The organism is Chromobacterium sp., assembly GCF_041912965.1.
Classification (GTDB): Bacteria; Pseudomonadota; Gammaproteobacteria; order Burkholderiales; family Chromobacteriaceae; genus Chromobacterium; species Chromobacterium aquaticum.
Map to the genome: position 1 here is coordinate 47,081 of NZ_JAYSGF010000022.1, position 24,532 is coordinate 71,612.

The 24,532-nt window shown below is 64.1% G+C and carries 26 protein-coding genes; 7 read left to right on the plus strand and 19 right to left on the minus strand.

Features of this window, described 5'->3' with window-relative positions; translation table 11 throughout:
- Positions 1-72 precede the first annotated feature (72 nt).
- From ACE3QM_RS13240 to ACE3QM_RS13260, 5 genes are all read left to right on the plus strand, one after another.
- The gene (locus ACE3QM_RS13240) at positions 73-1,788 is read left to right on the plus strand and encodes a tetratricopeptide repeat-containing response regulator (protein ID WP_048408409.1); all 1,716 of its coding nucleotides are present in this window, start codon (positions 73-75) and stop codon (positions 1,786-1,788) included.
- On the plus strand, positions 1,776-2,516 hold the full coding sequence (locus tag ACE3QM_RS13245; protein WP_374422471.1) for a LytR/AlgR family response regulator transcription factor: 741 nt from the start codon (positions 1,776-1,778) through the stop codon (positions 2,514-2,516). The genes ACE3QM_RS13240 and ACE3QM_RS13245 overlap by 13 nt, the downstream gene beginning before the upstream one ends.
- A 222-nt stretch (positions 2,517-2,738) precedes the next feature.
- Positions 2,739-4,439 (plus strand): hydrogenase maturation protein, encoded by a 1,701-nt coding sequence (locus tag ACE3QM_RS13250; protein ID WP_374422474.1) that lies wholly within the window; start codon positions 2,739-2,741, stop codon positions 4,437-4,439.
- A 241-nt stretch (positions 4,440-4,680) separates the two neighbouring features.
- Positions 4,681-6,135, plus strand: a complete 1,455-nt coding sequence (locus ACE3QM_RS13255; RefSeq protein WP_053074208.1) for a sensor domain-containing diguanylate cyclase — start codon at positions 4,681-4,683, stop codon at positions 6,133-6,135.
- 492 nt (positions 6,136-6,627) lie between these two features.
- The gene (locus ACE3QM_RS13260) at positions 6,628-7,077 is read left to right on the plus strand and encodes a hypothetical protein (RefSeq protein ID WP_048408414.1); all 450 of its coding nucleotides are present in this window, start codon (positions 6,628-6,630) and stop codon (positions 7,075-7,077) included.
- Here the strand turns inward: ACE3QM_RS13260 and ACE3QM_RS13265 are convergent.
- From ACE3QM_RS13265 to ACE3QM_RS13280, 4 genes are all read right to left on the minus strand, one after another.
- On the minus strand, positions 7,074-7,700 hold the full coding sequence (locus ACE3QM_RS13265) for a hypothetical protein (RefSeq protein ID WP_048408415.1): 627 nt from the start codon (positions 7,698-7,700) through the stop codon (positions 7,074-7,076). The genes ACE3QM_RS13260 and ACE3QM_RS13265 overlap by 4 nt on opposite strands.
- A 181-nt stretch (positions 7,701-7,881) precedes the next feature.
- The gene (locus ACE3QM_RS13270) at positions 7,882-8,343 is read right to left on the minus strand and encodes a YiiD C-terminal domain-containing protein (protein ID WP_048408416.1); all 462 of its coding nucleotides are present in this window, start codon (positions 8,341-8,343) and stop codon (positions 7,882-7,884) included.
- Positions 8,324-10,294, minus strand: a complete 1,971-nt coding sequence (locus ACE3QM_RS13275) for a prolyl oligopeptidase family serine peptidase (protein WP_374422477.1) — start codon at positions 10,292-10,294, stop codon at positions 8,324-8,326. The genes ACE3QM_RS13270 and ACE3QM_RS13275 overlap by 20 nt, the downstream gene beginning before the upstream one ends.
- Before the next feature lie 109 nt (positions 10,295-10,403).
- A complete protein-coding gene (locus ACE3QM_RS13280; RefSeq protein ID WP_369799189.1) occupies positions 10,404-10,658 on the minus strand; it encodes a hypothetical protein in 255 nt (84 codons plus the stop codon).
- Here ACE3QM_RS13280 and ACE3QM_RS13285 point away from each other — a divergent pair.
- Complete coding sequence (locus ACE3QM_RS13285; protein WP_374422480.1) at positions 10,560-11,051, plus strand: YcnI family protein; 492 nt, start codon at positions 10,560-10,562, stop codon at positions 11,049-11,051. The two genes, ACE3QM_RS13280 and ACE3QM_RS13285, sit on opposite strands and share 99 nt — an antisense overlap.
- 219 nt (positions 11,052-11,270) lie before the next feature.
- Here ACE3QM_RS13285 and ACE3QM_RS13290 read toward each other — a convergent pair whose 3' ends face one another.
- The 8 genes from ACE3QM_RS13290 to ACE3QM_RS13325 all read right to left on the minus strand — a co-directional run bounded on the left by ACE3QM_RS13290 (position 11,271) and on the right by ACE3QM_RS13325 (position 19,003).
- Positions 11,271-11,660, minus strand: a complete 390-nt coding sequence (locus tag ACE3QM_RS13290) for a YidB family protein (RefSeq protein WP_048408418.1) — start codon at positions 11,658-11,660, stop codon at positions 11,271-11,273.
- A gap of 67 nt (positions 11,661-11,727) precedes the next feature.
- Complete coding sequence (holA, locus tag ACE3QM_RS13295) at positions 11,728-12,732, minus strand: DNA polymerase III subunit delta (protein WP_374422482.1); 1,005 nt, start codon at positions 12,730-12,732, stop codon at positions 11,728-11,730.
- On the minus strand, positions 12,713-13,273 hold the full coding sequence (gene lptE / locus ACE3QM_RS13300) for an LPS assembly lipoprotein LptE (RefSeq protein ID WP_374422484.1): 561 nt from the start codon (positions 13,271-13,273) through the stop codon (positions 12,713-12,715). The genes holA and lptE overlap by 20 nt, the downstream gene beginning before the upstream one ends.
- A 75-nt stretch (positions 13,274-13,348) precedes the next feature.
- The gene (gene leuS / locus ACE3QM_RS13305; RefSeq protein ID WP_374422487.1) at positions 13,349-15,967 is read right to left on the minus strand and encodes a leucine--tRNA ligase; all 2,619 of its coding nucleotides are present in this window, start codon (positions 15,965-15,967) and stop codon (positions 13,349-13,351) included.
- Between the two features lie 190 nt (positions 15,968-16,157).
- On the minus strand, positions 16,158-16,547 hold the full coding sequence (locus tag ACE3QM_RS13310; protein WP_156183729.1) for a hypothetical protein: 390 nt from the start codon (positions 16,545-16,547) through the stop codon (positions 16,158-16,160).
- A 207-nt stretch (positions 16,548-16,754) separates the two neighbouring features.
- Complete coding sequence (gene pip / locus ACE3QM_RS13315) at positions 16,755-17,708, minus strand: prolyl aminopeptidase (RefSeq protein WP_374422489.1); 954 nt, start codon at positions 17,706-17,708, stop codon at positions 16,755-16,757.
- Positions 17,709-17,735: 27 nt separating this feature from the next.
- The gene (locus ACE3QM_RS13320; protein WP_048409984.1) at positions 17,736-18,545 is read right to left on the minus strand and encodes a sulfite exporter TauE/SafE family protein; all 810 of its coding nucleotides are present in this window, start codon (positions 18,543-18,545) and stop codon (positions 17,736-17,738) included.
- Positions 18,539-19,003, minus strand: coding sequence for an EVE domain-containing protein (locus ACE3QM_RS13325; RefSeq protein WP_374422491.1), 465 nt, complete (start codon positions 19,001-19,003; stop codon positions 18,539-18,541). Before ACE3QM_RS13325 ends, ACE3QM_RS13320 begins: the two co-directional genes overlap by 7 nt.
- A 138-nt stretch (positions 19,004-19,141) precedes the next feature.
- On the opposite strand from ACE3QM_RS13325, the gene ACE3QM_RS13330 reads away from it, so the two are divergent.
- Positions 19,142-19,315, plus strand: coding sequence for a hypothetical protein (locus ACE3QM_RS13330; RefSeq protein ID WP_197081449.1), 174 nt, complete (start codon positions 19,142-19,144; stop codon positions 19,313-19,315).
- A gap of 12 nt (positions 19,316-19,327) precedes the next feature.
- Here the strand turns inward: ACE3QM_RS13330 and ACE3QM_RS13335 are convergent, their stop codons facing one another.
- The 7 genes from ACE3QM_RS13335 to ACE3QM_RS13365 all read right to left on the minus strand — a co-directional run bounded on the left by ACE3QM_RS13335 (position 19,328) and on the right by ACE3QM_RS13365 (position 24,379).
- Positions 19,328-19,660 (minus strand): DUF1294 domain-containing protein, encoded by a 333-nt coding sequence (locus ACE3QM_RS13335; RefSeq protein ID WP_374422494.1) that lies wholly within the window; start codon positions 19,658-19,660, stop codon positions 19,328-19,330.
- Positions 19,651-20,226 (minus strand): 5-formyltetrahydrofolate cyclo-ligase, encoded by a 576-nt coding sequence (locus ACE3QM_RS13340; RefSeq protein WP_374422496.1) that lies wholly within the window; start codon positions 20,224-20,226, stop codon positions 19,651-19,653. The genes ACE3QM_RS13335 and ACE3QM_RS13340 overlap by 10 nt, the downstream gene beginning before the upstream one ends.
- Positions 20,227-20,493: 267 nt before the next feature.
- On the minus strand, positions 20,494-20,805 hold the full coding sequence (locus ACE3QM_RS13345; protein ID WP_019101793.1) for a cell division protein ZapA: 312 nt from the start codon (positions 20,803-20,805) through the stop codon (positions 20,494-20,496).
- Entirely contained in the window at positions 20,802-21,011 is a 210-nt protein-coding gene (locus ACE3QM_RS13350) for a hypothetical protein (RefSeq protein WP_048409989.1), read from the minus strand. Before ACE3QM_RS13350 ends, ACE3QM_RS13345 begins: the two co-directional genes overlap by 4 nt.
- Positions 21,012-21,032: 21 nt before the next feature.
- On the minus strand, positions 21,033-21,905 hold the full coding sequence (locus ACE3QM_RS13355; protein ID WP_374422499.1) for a cobalamin-binding protein: 873 nt from the start codon (positions 21,903-21,905) through the stop codon (positions 21,033-21,035).
- Positions 21,902-22,432, minus strand: coding sequence for a bifunctional adenosylcobinamide kinase/adenosylcobinamide-phosphate guanylyltransferase (cobU, locus tag ACE3QM_RS13360; protein ID WP_374422501.1), 531 nt, complete (start codon positions 22,430-22,432; stop codon positions 21,902-21,904). The genes ACE3QM_RS13355 and cobU overlap by 4 nt, the downstream gene beginning before the upstream one ends.
- Positions 22,433-22,435: 3 nt before the next feature.
- On the minus strand, positions 22,436-24,379 hold the full coding sequence (locus ACE3QM_RS13365; RefSeq protein ID WP_374422503.1) for a TonB-dependent receptor: 1,944 nt from the start codon (positions 24,377-24,379) through the stop codon (positions 22,436-22,438).
- Between the last annotated feature and the right edge of the window lie 153 nt (positions 24,380-24,532).

Below are 24,532 nucleotides of genomic sequence, written 5' to 3' on the forward strand. Positions count from 1 at the left end.
GCTCGCCCCGCTTGAGCGATTTTTGTAAGTCACACTGATGACAGTTTGCGGAGAATCGTCAAAGATAGCGAGATGAGCACAGCCAATACCAACTCGACCACCTTCCAAAGCGTCGCCGCCGCCGCCAAGACCGGCGCCGCGCCGCGGAAGGGCTACGACGACCCGTACAGCAAGCGCCTGTTCCTGATCATCGACAGCCTGCCTGAGATGCAGCGCGCGCTGGCGATGACCCTGTCGTCCTTCGGCGCCGACAAGGTGGAATACGCCAGCAAGGCCGGCGACGCGCTGGCCAAGATGGGCAAATACGAATTCGACGTCGTGCTGTGCGACTACGACCTGGGCAACGGTTACGACGGCCTTTACCTGTTCGAAGAGGTGAAGGAACGCAATCTGATCAAACAGTCCTGCGTGTTCATGATCGTCACCGGCGAGCGCCGCTCCCAGCGCGTGATCTCCGCCGCGGAACTGGCGCCGGACGACTACCTGCTCAAGCCCTTCACCGGCGAAGTGCTGCGCGAACGGCTGGAAAAGGCGATGCGCCGCCGCGAAGCCTTCCGCCTGGTGGATGAAGCCATCATGCGCCACGAATACCTGTCCGCCATCGAAGTCTGCTCGCGCCTGATCGGCGAACGCGGCGAATTCACGCTGGACTTCATGAAACTCAAGGGCTCGCTGGCGCTGAAGATAGGCGACTTCGACAGCGCGCGCTCCTTGTACATGGACGTGCTGCGCCTCAAGCCGGTGCCCTGGGCCAAGATGGGCCTGGCCAAATCGCTGACCGGCCTGAAAGCCTACGACGAAGCGCGGCTGCTGTTCGAAGAAGTGCTCACCGACAACGACCGGGTGATGGAAGCCTACGACTGGCTGGCCAAGCTCTACCGCAACAACCACAATCTGGACGAGGCCCAGGCCACGCTCAAGCAAGCCACCGACATCTCCCCGGTGGTGTTCCGCCGCCAGCAGCAACTGGCGGAAGTGGCCTTGCTCAACAATCAGCTGGAAGTGGCGGAAGAAGCCTGCCAGACCACGCTGGACATCGCCAAATACACCTGGCACCGCAGCCCCACCCACTACGCCGCGCTGGCGCGCGTGCAACTGGCGCGCGGCGACACCGCCAATGTCGGCCGCACCCTGTCCAATCTGCGCCGCGACTACCGCTACAACGAAGAAGGCGAATGGATGGCCGGCGTGGTGGACAGCCAGCTGCAGGACAAAAAGGGCAACCGCGACAAGGCCCGCCAGCTATTCGCCGACGCCGAGGCCAAGTTCCGCCAGTTGGCGCCCAAGCTCAGCAGCGACGCGCAAATGGAATTCGCCCGCGCCTGCTACGCCCAAGGCCACAAGGAATCCGGCAACCACGTGATGCGCGACCTGGTGCGCAACCATCACGACGACGAGGAGCTGCTGGCGCGCTTCGGCGACATGTTCGAAGAAGTGGGCCTGGGCGAGGACGGCCGCCAATTGATCGCCGACAATGTGCAATCGGTGCTGGAGCTCAACAACCAGGCGGTGCGCGAAGCCCAGGCCGGCCAGTTCGACTCCGCCATCGAACGCTTCGTCAAAGCCCACGAGGAAATGCCGCAGAACATCCAGGTCATGCTCAACCTGATCAACGCCACCATGGCCTACGTCCACCGCCAGGGCTGGCACGAAAGCCATATGCGCCGCGCCCACGACATGCTGAGCAAGGTGCGCGACCTCGCCCCCACCAACAATAAATTCCAGAAAATCCTGCAAGCCTGGCGCATGCTGGTGGAAAAGCTGGGCAAGCCGCAATGGGTGCTGTAAGCCCCTGGCAAGACTGGCGCGCGCTGGTGGTGGACGATGAACCGCTGGCCTGCGAGCGCCTGCGCCAGCTGCTGCGCGAGCAAGGCCTGCCCCATATCTACTGCCTGACCGACAGCCGCCAGGCCCAGGCCTGGCTGACGCAGAACGTCGTCGACATCGTGCTGGCCGACATCTCCATGCCCGGCATCAGCGGCCTGGAACTGGCGCAGCAACTGCGCCGCCAGCCGCTGGCGCCGCTGCTTATCTTCACCACCGCCCACGAACAATACGCGGTGGATGCCTTCGAACTGGAAGCCGTCGACTACCTACTCAAGCCGGTGCGGCGCGAGCGGCTGCGCCAGGCGCTGGAACGCGCCGGCCGCCAGCGCGGCGAAGCGCCGCAGCCGGAAGCCAGCTTCACTGTGCGCCAGCGCGATCGCCTGCTACCCATCCCCTTCTCTCAGGCGCGCTATCTCAAGGCCGAGCTCAAATACGTCACCCTGGTCACCCCGGACGCGGAATACCTGCTGGACGAACCGCTGATCGCGCTGGAGCAAAGACTGGGCGACGCCACCGTGCGCATTCACCGCAACTGCCTGGTGATGCGCCACGCGCTGCGCGAGCTGTTCCGCACGCCCGCCGACGGCGAAGAGCAATGGCAGGTGCGGCTGGCCGACATCGAACAAGCGCTGCCGGTCAGCCGGCGGCAACTGGCCGGCATCAAGCAATTCCTGAACCAGCAGGACTAGGCACGCCCTCCCCTCGCCACGCGCCATCATATATACAGACCATAAAGCAAAAGCATCTGTCATTATTTTTGGCATGAAAATGCGTTGTGATTTTCAATCGCATCAAGCTTGACATTAGTCATTTGTCATTATTCAGACTAAAACTATCATCCTCGCCCAAGCACATGGCCGAACCGGCGCACCGCCGCCGGCCATGCATTCCATTTAGGGCAAGGAGCGGTCATGCGGTCATTGAAAATCATCCTGTTGTCGTCGGCGTTCAACGGACTCACCCAGCGCGCCTGGCTGGAATTGCGCCAGTCCGGTCACCAAGTCAGCGTGCAGCTGTTCACCAACGAGCAGGAAGTCAGCGCCAACATCCAGCAATCCGGCGCCGATATCGTCATCTGCCCCTTCCTCAAGGACCGGGTGCCGGAAACCCTGTGGCGCGACAGCAGCCGGCCGGTGGTCATCATCCACCCCGGCATCGTCGGCGACCGCGGCGCCTCGGCGCTGGACTGGGCCATCACCCTGCGGGAAAAACGCTGGGGCGTCACCGCGCTGCAGGCGGTGGAAGAAATGGACGCAGGCCCGATCTGGTCCAGCTGCGAATTCGACATGCCGCCGGAGGTGCGCAAATCCGAGCTCTACAACGGCCCGGTCAGCGACGCCGCCCTGTATTGCATCCGCGACGTGGTGGAAAAATTCGGCACCGGCTTCGAGCCCGAGCCGCTGGACTACAGCCAGCCGCAGGTGCGCGGCCGGCTGCAGCCCAATATGCGTCAGAGCGACCGCGCCTTCCTGTGGCAACAGCCGGCCGCCGAGATCAAACGCCGCATCGACGCCGCCGACGGCCAGCCCGGCGTGCTGACGCAACTGGCCGGCGGCGACTACTACGTCTACGACGCCCACCTGGACCACCGCTCCGGCCAGCCCGGCCAATTGCTGGCGGTGCACGACGACGCCGTGCTGGTCGGCGCCGGCGAGCACAGCCTGTGGCTGGGCGCGCTGCGGCGCAAGCCGGAAGCGGGCGAGGAAACCTTCAAGCGCCCGGCGCGCCACGTGCTGGCCGGCCTGCTGGACCACGTGCCGCGGCTGGACTGGTCGATCGCCACCCACCCGCATTGCGAGGAAAGCTACCAGCCCATCCGCTACCGCGAATACGGCTGCGTCGGCGAACTGACCTTCGAGTTCTACAATGGCGCGATGAGCACCGAGCAATGCCAGCGGCTGAGCGAGGCGCTGCGCTGGGCCAAGGCCCAGGACACCAGCGTGCTGCTGGTGCGCGGCGGCCGCGGCAGCTTCAGCAACGGCGTTCACCTCAATGTGATCCAGGCCGCGCCGGAACCGGGCCTGGAAGCCTGGGCCAATATCCAGGCGATAGACGACGTCTGCCAGGAACTGCTGACCGCGCGCCAATTGGTGGTGGCCGGCCTGAGCGGCAATGCCGGCGCCGGCGGCGTGATGCTGGCGCTGGCCGCCGACCTGGTGTTCGCCCGCGGCGGCGTGGTGCTCAACCCGCACTACAAAACCATGGGCTTGTACGGCTCGGAATACTGGACCTACAGCCTGCCGCGCGCGGTGGGCGCGGAACAGGCGCGGCTGCTGACCGAGGCCTGCCTGCCGCTGAGCGCGCGCGAAGCCTGGCGCCTGGGCATGATTCAAGACATCGGCCCGCATGATCCGCACGACTTCGGCGTCTGGCTGCGCCAAGCGGCCGGCCTGGCGCTGAACGACGAGCGCTTCCGCCAGCACCGCGCGCGCAAGACCGGGCTGGACCTGGAACAGATGGAACGCTGCCGCCAGGCCGAGCTACTGGAAATGCGCCAGGACATGGTGGAGAACCGTGGCCAATTCCTGGAGAAGTGCCGCAATTTCGTGCTCAAGCGCAAAGCCTGCGGCACCCCGCAGCGCTTGATCGCCGACTGGATTCCAACGCGCTGAAACAAGCCCTAGCCATGTCGTCATAAAAACAGCCCGCCCAGCGGGCTGTTTCATGTCATTTTCATGACGAAAAACAACAGTATTGTTTTACGTACAACTACTTAAAACCGGCTTTTTCATCAGTCAAAGCTAAAAAATAAGCCGGCCTTCTTATAAACTCCCTTATCCCCTCTTTCCCCCTTCCTACGGTTGCTACATGCGGACACGGCTGGTTTATGCAGGATGCATCGCGATATGGCTGGTGCTGAGCGCGCTGGTCGCCCTGTCCATCGCCAGCCATGCCTTGCTCAGCGCGGAGCAGCAATTCAACCGCGACGCGCTGCAACTGTCCGAGCAGCTCAATCAAAAGCTGCAAAACAATGAAACCGTGCTGGACAGCTACGCCGCCTTCAGCACCCTGGACCGCCGCCAGGACCTGCCAGCGGAAAAACGCTTCACCCGGCAACTACTGCGCCGCTACCCGCAAATCCTGTGGCTGGGCCATATCGAACGCATCGCGCCCGAGCAATTGCCGCAGCTCAAACAGCGGCTGCGCCAGCTCTACGGCCACGCGCTGCCGCTGCCCGCCGCCAGCGGCGATGCATGGGAACGTCGTTTTGGCGTCTTCCCGCTCTCCTTCATCGAACCGGTGCAGCCGTCCACCTTGCTGGCCGCCGACCTGGGCCGGCTGCAAAGCGTGCGCCGGGCCTTGCAAGACGCGCTGGAAAGCGGACGCATGGAAATCTCCGGCCAGATCAAGCTGCCCGGCCTGCCGGCCGGCTATCTGCTGATCCGCGCGATGGACGACGTGCTCAACACCCCGCTGTCCGCGCCGCTGGCCCCGGCCCACTTCGCCGCCATGGCGATACGCGCCGACAGCCTGCTGCCCAGCCAATTGCCGCTGTCGGACGGCGCCGAAGTGCGCCTATTCCACCGCAGCTCGCCGCCTGGCGCGCCGGTGCTGCTGCACCGCGCCGAAAGCGCCAGCGCGCTGGAGGCCCTGCTGTTTCCGCGGCTGGAAACCCGCCACCCGCTGGGCGGCGCCAACCAGCCCTTATTGCTGACCGTCAGCCAGCAACTGGGCTGGCGTCAGATCGGCGTGTTCGAATGGGGCATGCTGTCCTTCCTGTCCCTGGCCTTACTGGCCGGGCTCTTGCTGGTGGCCCACCATTATCTGCAACTGGCCCATGGCCGCCGCCAGCGCGAAAACCAGCTGTTCTACCTTGCCAATCACGACCGCCTGACCGGCCTGGCCAACCGCAATCTGTTCTACGACCGGCTGCAACACGCCATATCGCGGGTGGATCGCAGCGGCAAGCGGCTGGCCCTGCTATTCCTGGACCTGGACCGTTTCAAACCGGTGAACGACACCTACGGCCACGTCACCGGCGACCGCATCCTGCAATTGATCGCCGCCCGCATCAAGGAAGAGCTGCGCGGCGAGGATACCGTCGCGCGCCTGGGCGGCGACGAATTCGTGGTGCTGATGGAAGACATCGAATCCAACCGCGAGGCGGACAAGATCGTCAACCGCCTGAAGCAGGTGATCCACCAGCCTTACGAAGTGAGCGACAACCTGATCTCCGTGGGCGTCAGCATCGGCATCGCCTATTACCCGGAGGATGGTTTGCTGATCGACGAACTGCTGACGGTGGCGGACCGCAAGATGTACGGCAACAAGCGCGAGATCGCGGCGGCGGGGACGGAAACGGTTTGAACCTGGGCGGCAAGCCGCCACGCGCGCTAGCGCCTCATGCCTTCACTGCCGTCCCGCCCGCGCGCTGTGGATAACCCTACCCAAGCGCCCCTCCTTGTGGATAAGCCAGACGTTCAAGCCACGCCCCCACCCTGTCATGTCAGGGGCAATGATCCTCTCGAAAAGATCATGAACAGGCGCTTCGCACTCCAGACCCCACATCAGCCACTCCAGCTTGACCCAAGCCCCACCCTCGGCAACAATCCCCACGTTGCCGCCCACACGCGGCACACGGGATTGGCGTCTCGTCCTCTACTTACCAACTTCTGCTTACGCGGCGTGCCGTGTGAGCAGCTTTACTATGGCCGTGCCCTTTGGCAGGCGCATGGTGGGGGAGTGCCATGCACTCGCTGGTTTGGTAAGTAGACCAGTACGCCAATCCTGCCACGCGCCTGCCTCACCTCAGCCTTCCCTGGCAGGTGGTTTATCTTGTGTCACAGCAGGAGAAACACCATGCAACAGCCTCAAGCCTTCCCCCGTCGTCGTCGCTACCATCTGCGCTCGCTGGAGCAACAAGAAATTTTGCTGCCCTTCGTCCGCTTCTGCCCCGGCCGCACCTACCCGCATTACTGGCAAATGCCCGCGCCCAGCAAGGATTACCCCGCCGACAGCGCCTATGGCCGCGAATGCGCGGCCCATTTGCTGCAATGGCTGAAGGACAATCGGGAATACGTTGGCAAGGGCCTGCTTAGCCGAGTGGCACGCGATATCGACTTTGACGACCGCAACGGGCGCGGTCAATGGATGGGATTCTTCAACTATCTGGAGCAGCTGCTATTGCTGGGCGCGGACCGGGTCAGAATTTATCGCCATGTCGATGGCCAGCACCAGCTGTATCTGGCGCTGGGCCAGCGGATGAGCGTGGAAGCCCGCTTCCGCCGCATCCGCCTGCGCGCGCGCTAAACCACGCCGCCCTGCCAACAGACGCCGCCGAGTACCGGCTCCACCCAAAAAGGCGGACGAGCGCCCTCGTCCGCCGTCTTGGCCATTTCCACCCAGGCGTCTTGCTTGCTCCACTCGTACAGCACACCGGGCTGGATCAGGTGCAGATAGACGCGCTCGAAGGCGGACGACTCCAGCAGATCATGGGTGGCGGCGGTCAGCGCCGCTTCCTGGATAAAGGCGGGAAACAGGGTGGTGGCGGCCACGCCGCCGAACTGCGGAATATTGGCCGCCAGCAGCAGGCTCAATTCATAACCGGGCTTGGCCGCGTAACGCTTCACGCACTTGGCTTGGATCCGGTATTTGATCGCGGCGATGGGCGCGTTGGGCACGCTGATCGGCGCATCCTCGCCCTGCTGCGCCTGGCGCACTTCGCGCGCGCGCAAACAGCCTTTGCCGCCGCCGAACAAGTGCTCGTCGGCATGCACTTCCGTCACTTCAAAAGCGATGCGCCGGCCGTCGCTGAGGGTGGCGCCGACATCCGGCAGCGGCGGCGGCCAGGACTGCCGGTCCACCGCGTGCAAACCCTTGCGCTGCAATAGACGCAGCACCAGCTCCAGCTCTTTTTGCGCTTTTAAAGCCATCGGCCTCCCCCAGTCCGCGTCCGCCGGCGTTGCGGCGCGGCTGCGGCCGGAACGCCGGGCGCGTTTTCATTGGCTATCGCTCAATCCAACCCGGCACAAGATATTTCTTTTTAGCACAAAAAATAGGCTATTCAGATTGGATTTAAAGTTTAATAAGCGATACCGCGGAGCCGGGGGTGCTTCAGTGCTGGGAATCTCCTTCGCCGGGCAGGACCACGAACTCGCCTTCCAGGCCGCCCACCGCCTCGCCGTCGCACTCCAACGCCACCTCCAGGCGCAGCCGCCCCATGCGCCCGCGCCGCAACGCGCGTTCCAGCTTGTCCCAGGCGGCTTCATCCGGCGCGGCGGCGCGGGCGAGGAAGCCGGCGGCGATGGGCTTGTCATAGCGCATGCTGTTGCCGTGGATGATGACGCGGCCGGGCAGGCCGCGCTCGCGCAAGCGCATGAACACCAGGCACCAGGCGGCGAGGATGGCCACCGCCGAGGCGCTGCCGCCGAACACGGTGGCGCGGTGATTGATATTGGGCGCCAGCGGCGCGTGCAGGATCACCCGCTCGCCGCTGGCCTCGGCCACGCTGACCGCCATCGCGGCGGACAGCGGGATGTGTTGATGGAGGTAATCTTCAAGCGCCTTTGGACTCATGCTTTTCTCCCGATTCGACGCGGCCGGCTTCGGCGGCGCCTCCTCCATTCTGCCCCAAGAGGTGGCGCTGGAAAAACCACAGGCTGTGGCCCAGCTGCAGCACCTGGTTTTCGCGCTTGGCCGCGCCGTGGCCTTCATCGGGGAACAGGATCAGGCCGCCGTCCACGCCCTTGCCGGCCATCGCGCGGTACATTTGCAGCGCTTCGCCCACCGGCACTCGCGGATCGCTGACGCCCTGGATGATCAGCAACGGGTCGCGCAGCTTGTCGATGTGATTGATCGGCGACAGTTGCTCCAGCGCGGCGCGGTCGCGTTCCAAGTCGCCGTATTCGGCGGCGCGCAGCGCGCGGCGGTAGGGCGCGGTGTTTTGCAGGAAGCTGACCAGATTGGCGATGCCGACATTGGACACGCCGGCGTCGTAAGCGCCGGCGAAGATGGTCATCGCCGCCAGCGTGGAATAACCGCCGTAGCTGCCGCCCATCACCCCGACCTTGGGCGCCGCGCCGGCCGCGCCCCAATGGCTGCGGATGTAGCGCGCGGCGTCTTCGATATCGGACAGCACTTGCAGCCGACGCGGGCCGTTGTCGCTGTCCAGCCAGGTTTTGCCATAGCCGATGGAGCCGCGCACATTGGGCTGCACATAGATGAAGCCGGCGTCGACGAAGAGTTGCGCCTGCGGCGAGAAGCCGGCGCGGCTCTGCCCTTCCGGCCCGCCGTGGAAGTTGACCACCACCGGGCAGGGCGTGGCCGCGCAGCGCGTCGGCCGGCGCACGAACATCGGAATCGGCGTGCCGTCGCGCGCCGGATAGCTTTCCAGACTGGCCTTGGCGAAGCCGCGGGTGTCCAGCTCCGGCGCGGACGGCAGCAGCCATTGGCTGAGCTTGCCGCTCTTGCTGTCCCAGACATGGCTGCTGGCCGGCGCGGTGTCGGTTTCCACGCTGAAGTTGACGTAGCGGCCATCGCGGCTGAGGTTGACCACATTGACCTGGGCCGCGCCGGGGAAGGCCGGCAGTTTCAGCGCGCGGTAGCCGCGGCGGCCATCCAGCGCCAGCGCCTTGCCGTAACCGTCCTGGCTCAGCGTGTAGTAGACGCGGCCCTGCTCGCGGTCGATGTTGAGGTTGTCGACATCGCCGCGCGTCTCCGGCGTCAGCGGCTGGAACACGCCGGCGCGCCACAGATAGAGGCGGTGGTATTCGCCGAACTTATTGCTGCGCACCAGGTATTCGCCGTCGCGCAGGCCGAAGTCCATGCGGTAGTCGACGGCTTCGCCCTGGCCCAGCAGCGGCTGCGCCGGCTTGCCGTCCGGTGTCCACAGATAGAATTCCGCGCTGGCATTGCTCAGCGTCTTTTGCAGCAGCAGGCGGCCATCGTCGCGGTGATCGGCGATGCTCCAGGCGCCGCGCTCGCCGAACAGGCGCTCGCGATGGCCGTCGGCCAGCCGGTAACGGTACAGGGTATAGCTGTCGGCCCGCTCGTCGTTGCTGCGGTAGTACAGCCACTGGCCGTCCTTGCTGAGAAACTGGAACTGGGTCTGCACGCCGGGTTTGTGCTGGACTTCGCGCAGCGCGCCGCCGGCGGCGGCTTGCAGATAGAGACCGGGGTTTTCCTCGCCCTTGCGGTCGCGGCTGAGCACCAGCCAGCGTCCATCCGGGCTGACGTCCTGAATCAGGGTGGCGTCTTCGCCACCGGTGAGTTGCACCGGGAAGCGCTGCGGGCCGCCCAGCTTCCACACCTGCGGCACGCCGGTGACGCGCCAGCTGAAGTACAAGGCCTTGCCGTCCGGAGCCAGCACGCCGGCGCCGGGCGCGCGCAGGTCCAGCATGTTCTGCACTTTGCGGCTCAGTTCCGCCGGCAACGGCGCGGCGCGGTAACGCGCCACCTCTTCCGCGCTGACACTGGCGGCGCCGAGGCCGCTGTATGCGCCAGCGGCCCAGCCATGAGTGGAAAGCATCACTAGCGTTGCCGCGGATAAAGCACGAACCATCATGACTGCTCCTGAACGATTGGGCGAGCGGACCAGTATAGCGGCCATGACAATGACGTTACAACTTGCATTATTCTCATGCCGACTCTGCGACACTTTGTCGCATGTGGAAGGAATGAGCAGGCGCTAAACTGATGCGGTCAATCCTCATTCGCATTTGCCGCCCCTGGCCGGCAACGGCGCTAACCTTGATCCGCAAAGAGCTCCAATGAAAAAACTCGCCCTGCTGGCCTTGCTGGCCGCCTCCGGTTCCGCCTTCGCCCACGTCACCCTGGAAACGCCCACCGCCGCCAGCGGCGGCTATTACAAGGGCGTGCTGAAGATCGGCCATGGCTGCAACGGCAGCCCCACCACCGCCATCAGCGTGGAAATGCCGGAAGGCGTGCGCCTGGCGCAGCCGATGCCGAAAGCCGGCTGGGAAGTGGAAGTGAGCAAGGCCGCGGTCAAGCCTTTCGACAACTACGGCCGCAAGGTGAGCGAGGATGTGAACCGCATCACCTGGAAGGGCGGCAAGCTGCCGTCCAATTTCTACGATGAATTCGTGTTCCAGGCCAAGATCGCCGCCCAGCCGGGCAAGCTCTATTTCAAGGTGAAGCAGCAATGCGAGCAGGGCGAAACCAACTGGGCGGACATCCCGGCCGCCGGTCAAGACGCGCATGACTTGAAGAGCCCGGCGGCGGAGTTGACGGTGACGGCAGCAGGCGCGGCCGGCCATCATCATTAAGAACCTATTTACGATCTGCTGCGCGTCGGCGATACGGCGTTGAAACCAAGCTCAAAATGCTCATGCACCACGTGTACATTCCGCTTTTTCGCTCGTTTTCTCCTGGTCTCGCCTTAGCTCGCGTGATCGTAAACACGTTCTAAGCCTTCTTCCCTGCTCCCATGAAAAACGCCGGCGGCGAGTCTCTCGCGGCCGGCGTTGTTGCATGGACGGGTAAGATTAGCGGAACAAACCCTTGAGCAGATCCGCCCCCTGGGACAGCAGATCCTCGCCCTGCGGCAGTTGACCATTGGGGGTCAGCTTGTCCACCAGGCCGGGCAGGTGCTCGGCCACCAGTTGCGACAGCTGGCCCTGCTCCAGGCCGAATTTCTCAGCCAGGCCGGACAGTTGTTCCGAGCCCAACACTTGCTGGATCTGCTCGGCCGACACCGGCAGATTGCCGCCCTGGCCCACCCAGGACGACACCAGCTCACCGAGGCCGCCTTGCTGGAATTGCTCCAGCAGGCCGGACAAGCCGCCCTGTTGTTGCAGCAAGGCCTGCAAGGCTCCGCCAGCGCCGCCTTCCGCGCCGCCGGACAGCAAACCGCTCAAGGAATCGAATAAAGCCATCGTGCTCTCCTGTTTGCCGCGCACCGGGCGCGAATCTGTGTAAACATGGCCGCGCTCGCGCGCGGGATCAAGCCGCCAACAAGCCCGCCAGGCCGCGCATGGTCCGCCACGGATCGCCGGCTTCCACGCCCTTGATCTGGCGATCTATGCGCGCGCATTCGTCCAGCGCGGTCATCAGTTTGCGCGGGCCGATGCGGCGCAAGGCCGGCTCGGCCAAGCGCTGTTTGTCGCCCCACAAGCGCAGTTCGCGCGCCATGTCGCGCGCGTTGCGCCCGTCCTTCAGGCCCTGGCGCAAGCGCAGCAGCATGCGCACGTCCTCGGTCAGCGACCACAACACCAGCACCGGCGCTTCGCCTTCGGCCATCAGGCCGTCCAACATGCGCAGCACGCGCGGCACATCGCCGGCCAGCCAGGATTCGGACAGGTGGAACACGTCGAAGCGGGCCACATTGGCCACCGCGGCGCGCAGTTGTTCCAGCGTCAGTTCGCCCGCCGGATACAGCAGGGCCAGCTTGTCCACTTCCTGGCGCGCGGCCAGCAGATTGCCTTCCACGCGATCGACAAAAAACGCCAGCGCCTCGCCGCCCAGCGACTGCCCCTGGGCCTTGAGCCGGCGCGAGATCCAGCTGGGCAGCTCGGCGCGGCCCACCGGACGGGCTTCCACCGTCACCGCCAGTTTTTCCAGCGCCTGGAACCACTTGGACTGCTGTTGCGCGCGCTCCAGCTTGGGCAGGGTGATCAGCGTCACCGTGTCCTGCGGCGGCTGCGCCGCCAGCTGTTGCAACGCTTCGGCGCCTTCGGTGCCGGGCTTGCCGTTGGGGATGCGGATTTCCAGCAGCTTGCGCTCGGCGAACAGCGAGACGCTGCTCATCGCGTCGCGCAGTTGCGACCAATCGAAACCGGCCTCCACCGTCAGCACTTCGCGCTCCTGGTAGCCTTGCTCGCGCGCCGCCTGACGCAGAGCATCGGCGGCTTCCAACGCCAGCAGCGCTTCTTCGCCATGCACCAGGTAGAGCGGCGCCAGGCCCTTGCCCAGCGCCGCGATCAGCGCGTCAGGGCTTAGGCTGGGCATCGACGGGCTTCAGGCTTTGCGGGCCGGTCAGCGGCGCGGCGGCCGGCTTTTTCAGATAGGCCAAACGGCGCACGATCTGTTCGGCCGCGTCACGGCGGGCATCGGCCCAGATCAGCGCTTCTTCCTGTTCCTTGCCGAGGATGGCGCTGTCGGAATAGTTCATGCTGCGGCGCACCACCACGGTCATGTCCGGCTCCACCGGCACGCCGAACAACACGGTGCGCACCACGGCGGTATAGGTCAGCTGGTATTCGTTGATCTTGCCGCCCACGTTCAGGGTCAGGATGTCCTTGGCCTGGTTTTCGCTGAGGATGCTCACCACCGCCTCGGCCTGCTTGGGATTGTCCAGCAGTTGCAGACGCGGGTCGCGCGCCAGCACGGTGCGCACGTCGCCAGTCACGGCGGTGCCGCCGCCGTCGAAATACAGCGAGGCGAACGGCAGCGGCTTCATCGGGCCGCCCAGGCCGCGCAGGTGGAAGCCGCAGGCGCTCAAGGTGATGGCCAGCAGCGCCAGCCACAGCCATTGCAGGGAAAGTCTCATTCGCGATTCCTTATCGGGAAACAATGCGGGCCCGACCCTAGGCGCAATCCACGCCAGGGCCGGGCCGCGTCGGGTTTACACCACGATGTTGACCAGGCGGCCCGGCACCACGATGATTTTCTTGGCCGGCTTGCCTTCCATGAACTTCTGCACGTTCTCATGCGCCAGCGCCGCGGCTTCGATCGCGTCCTTGGCCGCGTCGGCGGCCACGGTGATGCTGCCGCGCAGCTTGCCGCCCACTTGCACCATCAGTTCGATCTCGCTCTTGATCAGCGCACTCTCGTCCACTTTCGGCCAAGCCTGTTGCAGCAGTTCGCTGCCCGGGCGCAGCGCGGTCCACAGCGCGTCGCAGATGTGCGGCACGATGGGGGACAACAGCAGCGCCACGGCTTCCAGCGTTTCCTGCGCCACCGCGCGACCGGCGTCGCCGCTCTTATCGGTCTTGTCGTAGGTGTTCAGCAGTTCCATCACTGCGGCGATGGCGGTGTTGAATTGCTGACGGCGGCCGTAATCGTCGGCCACTTTCTGGATGGTGGCGTGCAGCTTGAAGCGCAGATCCTTCAGGCCGGCGGACAATTCGCCGCCGCCATACGCCGGCGCCAGGCCGGCTGCGGCATGCTCGTTCACCGCCTTCCACAAGCGCTTGAGGAAGCGGAACGCGCCTTCCACGCCGGCGTCGGACCATTCCAGGCTCTGCTCCGGCGGCGCGGCGAACATCATGAACAGACGCGCGGTATCGGCGCCGTATTGTTCGATGAACTCCTGCGGGTCCACGCCGTTGTTCTTGGACTTGGACATTTTCTCGATGCCGCCGACCACCACCGGCAGGCCGTCGACGCGATGCTTGGCGGCGACGATCTTGCCCTTGGCGTCGCGCTCCAGTTCCACGTCCTGCGGCGCGATCCAGTCGGTGGCGCCGTTGGGCAGTTCGCGATAGAAGGTTTCGCACACCACCATGCCCTGGGTCAGCAGGCTCTTGAACGGCTCGTCGCTGGACACCAGGCCTTCGTCGCGCATCAGCTTGTGGAAGAAGCGCGCGTACAGCAGGTGCAGAATCGCGTGTTCGATGCCGCCGACGTATTGGTCCACTTGCAGCCAGTAGTCGGCCGCCTTCTTGTCCACCATCGCGGTGTCGCACTTGGGCGAGGCGTAGCGCGCGTAGTACCAGCTGGACTCGACGAAGGTGTCCATGGTGTCGGTTTCACGCTTGGCCGCGCCGCCGCATTTCGGGCAGCTGGTTTCGTAGAATTCCGGCATTTTGGCCAGCGGAGAACCGGCGCCGTCCGGAATCACGTTTTCCGGCAGCGTCACCGGCAGGTCTTTTTCCGGCACCGGCACGTCGCCGCAGCTCTGGCAATGGATGATGGGAATCGGGCAGCCCCAGTAGCGCTGGCGCGAAATGCCCCAGTCGCGCAGGCGATACTGGGTTTTCTTCTGGCCGGCGGCCTTGGCTTCCAGATCGCCGACGATGGCGTCGAAGGCGGCGGAGAAGTTGAGGCCGTCGTATTTGCCGCTGTTCACGGTGCGGATGCTGTCATCCTTGGCGGCGTACCAGTCCTGCCAGGCGGCGGCATCGAAGTTGTCCTCGCCGCTGGCCGGCGCGTAGACCTGCTGGATCGTCAGCTGGTATTTGTTGGCGAACTCGAAGTCGCGCTCGTCGTGCGCCGGCACCGCCATCACCGCGCCTTCGCCATAGCCCCACAGCACGTAGTTGGCCACCCATACCGGCAGCTTGGCGCCGGTCAGCGGATGGACGACGAACAGGCCGGTGTCCATGCCCTTCTTTTCCATCTTGGCCATATCGGCCTCGGCCACGGAGCCGGCCTTGCATTCGGCGATGAAGGCTTGCAGCTCCGGCTTGCCGGCCGCGGCCTGGCTGGCCAGCGGGTGCTCGGCGGCCACCGCCACATAGGTGGCGCCCATCAGGGTGTCCGGACGGGTGGTGTAGACCTTGAGCTGGCCGGCGTGGCCGATGCTGGCTTCGTCGTAGGCGAAGGCCACGTCGGAGCCGAAGCTCTTGCCTATCCAGTTGCGCTGCATGGTCTTGACCTGTTCCGGCCAGCCGTCCAGCTTGTCCAGGTCCGCCAGCAGCTGCTCGGCGTAGTCGGTGATGCGGAAGTAGTACATCGGGATTTCGCGCTTTTCCACCAGCGCGCCGGAACGCCAGCCGCGGCCGTCCACCACTTGTTCATTCGCCAGCACGGTCTGGTCCACCGGGTCCCAGTTGACCACACCGTTTTTCTTGTAGATCACGCCCTTTTCAAACAAACGGGTGAACAGCCACTGCTCCCAGCGGTAGTAGTCCGGCTTGCAGGTGGCCAGCTCGCGCTCCCAGTCCAGCGCAAAGCCCAGGCTATCCAGCTGCTGCTTCATGTACTCGATGTTGGCGTAGGTCCAGGCCGCCGGCGCGCCGCCGTTCTTCATCGCGGCGTTCTCGGCCGGCAGGCCGAAAGCGTCCCAGCCCATCGGCTGCAGCACGTTGAAGCCCTGCAGGCGCTTGAAGCGGGCCAGCACGTCGGTGATGGTGTAGTTGCGCACATGGCCCATGTGCAGCTTGCCGGACGGATAGGGGAACATCGACAGCGCGTAGTATTTGGGACGCGACGCGTCTTCCACGGCTTTGAAGGCGGCAGTTTTCTGCCATTTCTGCTGGGCGGCGGTTTCCACCGCGCGCGGGCTGTATTGTTCTTGCATGGCGATCTTTGTCTGGACTCTGAAATTCAAAAGGCGGAAATACAAAAGGCGGGCTGCCCGGCGCGCGGTTCACGCTGGCGCCTCCGGATAGCCCGTCCGCAAAAAGGTTGCCCCCATTATAACGGCGTCTTCGCTCCCGCGATAAGACCCCAAAAAAACAAATGCTTGGCCGGTTCCCGACTCGCCGCCGTCAAGAGCAGGGCTTGACGCCCCAGCCCTTGCGTCCGCGCCAGCAGGAGAAATCCTCCTTCACCGAGCGTATGGTCCACACATTGCCTTCGCGGCTGAGCTGGAAACGCTGGCGCATGCCCTTGACGCTGTCGTCCATCAGGCCTTCGCGCAGCAGCGCGATGCTGGCCTGGTCGAAGGCTTCCGGCTGACTGGTCTGGATCACTTTCAGGCTGCGGTATTCGAACTGGCCGTCCTCGCCCAGCCGGTTCTTGGCGAAGCGCAGCACCACTTCCAGCGGCAGTTCGCCGGGCTGGCCGGCGAAGGGGAAACGCGCTTCGTCGCTATAGGCGGAGGCGGCGGCGGGAATCGCGGCCAATGCGGCCGCGGCGCAAAGAAGGATGGTTTTCAATTGCCATGCTTTCCGTGTTGAAAGCCTGGTTCGACCCGTCAATGCGTCAAATAGTTGCGCTGGCTTAGAACCTGTTCAAAGTCTGCTGCGCTTCAGCGATACGGCGTTAAAAACAAGCTCAAAATGCTCATGTACCACGTGTACATTCCGCTTTTCCGCTTGTTTTCGCCTTGTCTCGCTCTTGCTCGCGAGACTTTGAACAGGCTCTTAGACCCGGCCGGCCAGGTGCGCGTCGCGGAAACGCTCCAGTTGCCGCAGCAGCGCCTCGAGTATGCCCGGCTCCCACAAAGAGTGGCCGGCGGCTTCCACCAGTTCGTAATGCGCTTGCGGCCAGGCCTGGGCCAGCCGCAGCGCGGTGGCCGGCGGGCAGACCACGTCGTAACGGCCTTGCACGATGGCGGCGGGAATGTGACGAATGCGCGCCAGCCCGGCCAGCAGCGCGCCCTCCGGCAGAAACACGCGGTTGACGAAGTAATGCGCCTCCAGCCGCGCCAGCGACAGCGCCACGTATTCGCTGCCGGCGCGTTCGGCGGCGTCGGCATTGGGGCGCAGCGCGACGCAAGCGCCCTCGTAGCGGCCCCAGGCGCGGCAGGCCGGCAGATGCACCGCCGGGTCCGGATCGGTCAGGCGTCGATAGTAGGCGGCCAGCAGGTCGCCGCGCTCGGCTTCCGGTATCGGCGCGACGAAGCGCTGCCACTCCTCCGGGAAAAACTGGCCCATGCCGTGCAGGAACCAGTCGATCTCGCGGCGCTCGCCCAGGAAGATGCCGCGCAGGATCAGGCCGCTGACGCGCTCTGGATGCGCCTGGGCGTAAGCCAACGCCAGCGTGCTGCCCCAGGAGCCTCCGAACACCAGCCAGCGCTCGATGCCCAGCTGCTCGCGCAGCCGTTCTATGTCCGCCACCAGGTGGGCGGTGCTGTTGTCGCGCAGCTCGCCGCGCGGCGAGGAGCGGCCGCTGCCGCGCTGGTCGAACAAGACCGCGCGGTAGAAGGCGGGGTCGAACAACTGACGGCAGGCCGGCACGCAGCCGTCGCCGGGCCCGCCGTGCAGATAGAGTAGCGGGTAGCCTTGCGGCTGGCCGCACTGCTCCCAGTACATGGTATGCAAGCCGTCGAGCGCCAGCATGCCGCTGGCAAACGGTTCTATCGGCGGATACAGCATGGCCTCTCCATCATAAAGTTCGACTCCCTAACCGCGCAGCAGGCTATACAACATCTCACTCGCCATCGTCGCCATCAAGGCGGCGAACACCTGCTTCAAACGAGCCACCGGCAGCTTGTGCGCGGCGCGCGCGCCCAGCGGTGCCATCAGCACCGTCATCAGCATCAGCGCCAGCATCGCCGGCAGGTAGATAAAGCCCAGGGAGCCGGCCGGCAAGCCGGTCACGCCCCAGCCGCTGTAGAGATAGCCGACGGCGCCGGACACGGCGATGGGCCAGCCCAAGGCCGCGCTGGTGGCGATGGCGGTATGCACCGGCACATTGCACCAGCTCATATAGGGCACGCTCATCGATCCGCCGCCGATGCCGACCCAGCTGGAAATCATGCCGATCGCACCGCCGGCGCCCCACTGCCCGGCCTGGCCCGGCATTCCGCGGCTGGCTTGCGGCCGGAGGTTGAAGAACATCTGCACCGCAACCAGATAGGCGTAGCCGACGAAGAACCATTTCAGCGCCAGCCCGGAGATCGCGCCGGCGATCAGACTGCCCAGCAAGGTTCCAACCACCATCGCCGGCGCCATCGCTCGCACAATGCGCCAGTCCACCGCGCCCTTTTTGTGATGCGCGCGCACGCTGGACAGGCTGGTGAACACCATTACCGCCAGCGAGGTGCCCACCGCCAGATGCTGTGCATGGTCGCCGCCCAAATGCGCGGCGGACAAGACCCCCAGCACCACCGGCACGATGACCAAACCGCCGCCGACGCCGAGCAGGCCGGCCAGAAAACCGGCCACCGCGCCGCAGGCCAGCAGCGTCAGCAATAAGGGCAGGCTCAGCATGCCAGCAACTGTTCAGTGATGTAGCGCCATTCATCCTCGCTCAGCGGGGTGATGGACAGCCGGTTACCGCGCTTGAGCACCGTCATCTCAGCCAGCGGCGGGTGCTGGCGCAGCTCGGCCGGAGACAGCAGCCGGGTCTTGCGCAGGAAGCGCACATCCACCGCCAGCCAGCGCGGCGCGTCGGACGCGGACTTGGGGTCGTAATACGGGCTTTCCGGGTCGAACTGGCTGGAGTCCGGATGCGCGGCGGCGGCGATTTCCGCCAGGCCGGCCACGCCCGGCTCCGGGCAGGACGAGTGCCAGAACAGCAGCCGGTCCCCCACTTTCATGCCGTCGCGCATAAAATTGCGCGCCTGGTAATTGCGCACGCCAGTCCACTCGAACAGGCGTTCGGGCTCGGCGGCGAGATCGTCGATAGAGGTATCGTCCGGTTCGGACTTCATCAGCCAGTAGCGCATGGGCAATGTCTGTTAATCAGTGGTGGAAAGAGTTAACGCTTGCTCAATCTTACTGGAAAGATTGCCGTTTATGCTGACATTGGCATCCCAAGGGGATATGGCGACGAAATGCGCGTACCAAGGACAAGGATGAAGATCATGAAAACCCGAGCCAAACAATGTCTGCTGGGCCTGGCGCTGGCCGCCGGCTTGAGCGCTTGCGTCGTGGAACCGCCCAGGGTGGCGCTGAGTCCGGTGGTGATCAGACCCGCCCCGGTGGTGGTGACGCCGGTTTACGGCTATTACTACGGCGGCCGCCACGATTGGCGTTGATGTCGCGCCTGCTCACACCGCTCGCAGATACAGCCAGCCGCCCAGCAAGGCCAGATTCGCGGCCGTGCCGCACCAGAACAGCAGCCGGAACGGCTGCTTGACGGTCTTGTGACGGAACAGCCGGCGCGCGATCAAGCCGCCGGGCCAGCCGCACAAGGCGCCGAGCCACAGCAGCCGGGCCTCAGGCGTGCGCGGTCCGCCACGCTGCGCCGCTCGCTTATCGCGCCAGTACAGCGCAAAGCACAGCAGGCTCAGGGCCAGATACAGCCACACCGCTACCCACTCCAGCCGCCCCAACAGGGCCAGCACCGGCAAAACGGCCAGGAAGACCATGGCTAGCGGCATGCGGGGCTCAAAGGCAGCCGGCGCAAGCCGGATTCGGTCAATAGATAATCGAGCCGGATGTCCCAGGGCTCGCGCGGCACGCGCTCGACGCGTTGGCAGTCGTAGGCCACGCCCACCAGCAAGGGTTTGCCGAACTGGCGCGCGCGCTGACGAAAAGCCAGCGTGGTGTCGTAAAAACCGCCGCCCTGCCCCATGCGGTAGCCCTCGTCGTCGATGGCCAGCAGCGGCACGAACAGCACGTCCAGCCGTTCGGCGCGCAGCGCCGGGCCGTCGTATTCGGCGATCCGGTAGCGCGGATGCAGATACCAGCGGTCCGCCGCGCCCAGGCGGCTGAACCACAGCCGGCGGCCGCGCCGCGGAATCTGCGGCAGATACACTTCCGCGCCGCGCCACAGCGCGACGCTCATCAGGATTTCCAGATCCAGTTCCGAGCCAGCGGCCAGATAGGCGCCAACGCGCTTGCCGCGCTTGAGCAGCCGCGACGCATGGCGGGCGATCGCGCGCATTGCGTCCAGGCGGTAGCCGCGGCTCAAGGCCTGGCGCGCGCGACGAATCCGCCGACGCAAAGCGGGCTTATCCTGAGCTGGGGTAACGGCGGGAGATGCGGTCATGGCGGGAGCGGGAGCCCCCGCGAGTGTCGTTCGGGCAAAATTCGCTTGTACCCTGTTTCCAGGGAGGGCCGCCTGCCAGCCATTTCGGGCGCGTCTCCAAGAGGGGACGCGACACGCCCATGACTCACGCTAGCAGCCTGAAGCGAACGCATTGGTACAAAGGAATTGTGTGCCTTCACAAACACCGCAGGGGGTACTGACCTTGGTGTTCGCCAGCGACGCTTAAAACAGCGCTTGCTGACTTTCGCGGAGCGCCTGGTCGGCGGCTTCGCTCATGCTGCGTATTTTACGCTGAAACGCCGCCATCTCCAAGCCCTCTCCCACTTTTGTCTTCAACAAATCGTGGGCGATGTTCAGCGCGGCCATGATGGCGATCTTGTCGGCGTCCATCACCTTGCCGTGCTGCTGGATCATTTCGATCTTGCCGGCCAGCAGGCGCACCGCCTCTTGCAGCGTTTCCTTTTCTTCCGCCGGGGTGCCGATGGTGAAAGAACGCCCCAGCAGTTCGATTTCTACCTGAGCCACGTCGCTCATTCCGCGTCCTCCGATGCCTTGGGCAGCCTCTCGACCAGAGCCGCCACCCGCGCGCGGGTTTCGTTGACTCTGAAGTTCAACTCCGCATTGTCCCGCAGCGCTTCCGACAGCGCTTCGGCAAAGCGGCCGTTTTGCGTTTCAAGCTCGCGAATGCGGGCCACCAGCGCCGTTACCCGCGACTCGAGATATTCCAGTTCCTTGTCCATGGCGGCGAGGATAGCCGGCGCTCACTTGGCCGTCAAACCCAGCCGCTGCCGCGCTGTGTCCAGCGCGAGACACAGCGCGGCGGCGCCGTCCACCAGCCGCGGGCCAGGCACCACCATGGCATCGCCCGGCAGGGCGAACAACGCGTTGCCGGCCACCGCCGGCAAGGCCGGCCAGCGCCGCCAGCTCCGCAGGCTGGCTTCATCGCCGGCCAGGATGGCCTGCGGCCGCGCGGCCACCACGGTGGCGGCGGACACTTGCGGCGCCGGCAGCCGAACATCGCCAAACACATTGACGCCGCCGCACAGACTGATCAGCGGCCCCATGAAGCTTTGATCGCTGACGGTGAAGATGGGCATCTGACTGACTTGGTAGAACACCCGCACCGGCGCGCGCGCGCCATAGCGCTGGCGCAGATCCGCCAGCCGCTGACGGTAACTTGCCGCCGCCTTGCCTGCGGCGGCGTCCACGCCGGCCAGCCTGCCCAGCGCCAGCATTTCCTTGGCCACATCGTCCGGCTGCAAGGGGTGACTGAGATAAACCGGGATGCCCAGGCTGCGCACGCGCTCCAGTTCACGCGGCGCACCGCCGTCGCTCCAGGCCACCACCAGGTCCGGTCGCTGCCGCATCACCGCTTCCAGGCTGAAACCGGTGAAGCTGCCCACCCGCGGCAAGCGCTTGGCGGCCTCCGGATGGTTGCTGTACTCGACGGTGGCCACCAGCTTGTCGCCGGCGCCTATCGCATACAACATTTCCGTGGCGTGCGGCACCAGGGTCAGAATCCTTTGCGCCGGCTGCGCCAGCGTGATGGTCTGGCCGCTGCCGTCCTGGGCGCTGACCGCCGCCATCGCCGGCAGCGCGCCCAGCAACAACACCAAAGCCAACAGCCGTTTCATGCCTCGCCTTTCAATATCAGCGGCAAACCGCAGGCCACCAGCGTCACTCGCTGACAGACCGCCGCCACCGCTTGGTTCAAACGCCCCAACTCATCGACGAAGCATCGGGTCTGGGCATTGGCCGACACCACGCCCCAGCCGATTTCATTGCTGACCAGCAGCACCTCGCCCTGGACACAAGTCAATGCCGCCAGCAGCGCGGCGCGTTCCTGTTCGAAACCGGCGGCGTCGAAACCGCCGTCCTCGTCGAAGAAGCGCATCAGCCACATACCCAGGCAGTCGATCAGCAGCAGGCCGCCGGCCACGTCGTGACGCAGCAGCTCCGCGCCCAGCCCACGGCCGGCCTCCGCTTGCGACCACTCAGCCGGACGCCGCTGACGATGGTGCTCGACGCGGGCGGCGAACTCGACGTCGCCGCGCAACTCCGCCGTGGCCAGATAGCAGACCGGACCGGGATGGGCCAGGGCCAGGGTTTCGGCGTAGCGGCTCTTGCCGCTGCGCGCGCCGCCGCTGATCAGGTGGGGCATGGCTTAAAACTGATACGTCACAGCCGCCTGAAAGTTGCGGCCATTAGATGGGTACAAGGCGATATCGCCGGTCTTTGCATTAGCATTGGCATAACTTGCATAGCGCTTGTCCAGCAAATTGTTGACGCTGAAGCTCGCCGACACGTTCTTGTCGAAACGATAGTTATATTTTGCATTCAACAAGGTATAAGCCGGTAACTTTCCAGGGAAGATATTCTGTTGATCATTGTCATATACCTGCTCAGAAACATACTGAGCAGCCAATGCTAAACGATGACTGTCGGTAACTTTCCAACTGCCGGCAAGATTAGCTGTCAACTTTGGCACCATGGGAATGGTATTGCCAGCAATCCCAAACCCTGATCGGAATGTGGCTTGCGTCCAAGTCAAATTAGCATTGAGATCAACAGATGGCGACACTTTGAGCTTACCTTCCAGTTCTACCCCTTGATGACGGGTTTCTGGCAAATTAGTATTTACTCCAAATGTTCCAACAAGCTTAAGAAAAGCTATCTCATTCTTCAGATCATTCCTGAAAGCCGCAGCCTTGACATAGGCAGCCTCATTGCTCCACTCCACACCGATTTCTTTATCATGAGACTGTTGGGGCACCAACGGTCCACCACTGGTATACACAACCTCATCTGCGTTCCCAAGACGGAAACTTTGCCCCATTCGCGCATAAACAGACCATGCAGGGTCCAATTTTTGCTTAATCCCCAAAGACCACGCATGCAAGCTCGTATCAATTGTTGACAACCGTTCGCCATTATTGCTTGTTACGGTATCGTCAACCTTCTGCTGACGCCCGCCCACCAAAATACTGGTATCGCCCCACGGTTTGAATTGGCCCTCCAGAAAGTAGCCTACACGCTTCTGAGCAGCAGTACTGCCACCCTGAACCGTCATATTTCCATTCAACCAATCAGCTCCCGCTGTCAACTCATGCCGGCCCACAGGCAACACGTAACGTACCGAGCCACTAGTTTCCCCAAGGTCACGCTTGTCCGAGTAGCTATACGCGGCGTAGTAGGCAAAACTTTCCTTATTACGTCTCGCGATATCGACATATACCGTTCCCTTGCTCAATTCTTGGCTCAAAGAAACCCCACCACTCGTGGTCTGCAACGTCATGTAATCGCCAGGGTTGGTCGTAGCCGTTGGATTATTTGCCAAGGGATCCAAACCCTTGCTTGAGTTAGCCAGCAAATATCCCGGCAGACGCAGTCCCTGGCTCGCCGTTTTCGCAAACAGCTTGATATCGCCACTGGCGCGCTTCAACGTCAGCGTAACGCCGCCATTGTCGTTACGCTCAGCATTATTTTGTCGGTAATTGTCCGTTTTCAGCGACTGAACATAACCATCAAAAGCAACAAACTGGTTGGCAGCCTGCAGATTGGCATCCAATTGCTGCAGATCATAGCTCCCACCAGTCAGAGTCACACGGCCACTCAGGCCCTGCCCTACCCCTGATCGGGTGATAATATTGATTACCCCTCCGGTGGCGCCCCCACCGTAAGCCACTCCACCCACACCACGAACGATTTCGATTCGTTCAATACTTGCCAGCGCTACAGAGCCAAGATTGACCGCAGCCAGGTCATTGGTGTTTTGGCGCACCCCGTCAACCAAGATCAACGTATTGCTGCTAGCTGTCACCCCAAACCCGCGTAGATCTACCACAGAGGAAGCATTCGAACCGCTGCTGTTAAAAACATGGATGCCAGCATACTCAGATAGAACCTCCTGCACTGTGCGAGCCGTGCTATTGGCAATATCGGAGCTAGTCACCACCGTAACATTGGCCGGCACATCTGCGACCTTTTGTGGTACGCGGCCCGCCGTCACAATCACCGGATCACCGGCGAACTCGGGCACATTGGCGGCATAGGCCTGGCCGGCGCAAGCCAGCGAAACCAGCAGCGCGCATTGTTGGGGCTTGAACATGAAACACACTCCACTTTTATGATCTGGCCGCCGCGGCGGCATTTTCAGGAAGAGTGCGAAGAAGGCATGAAAAGGGGGACGCCGCGGCAGAGCGCCGGGCCGTCTGTCGGATCGCCTCCCCGCGATACTCCAGTGCGGCCGCCTTCCGGGCGG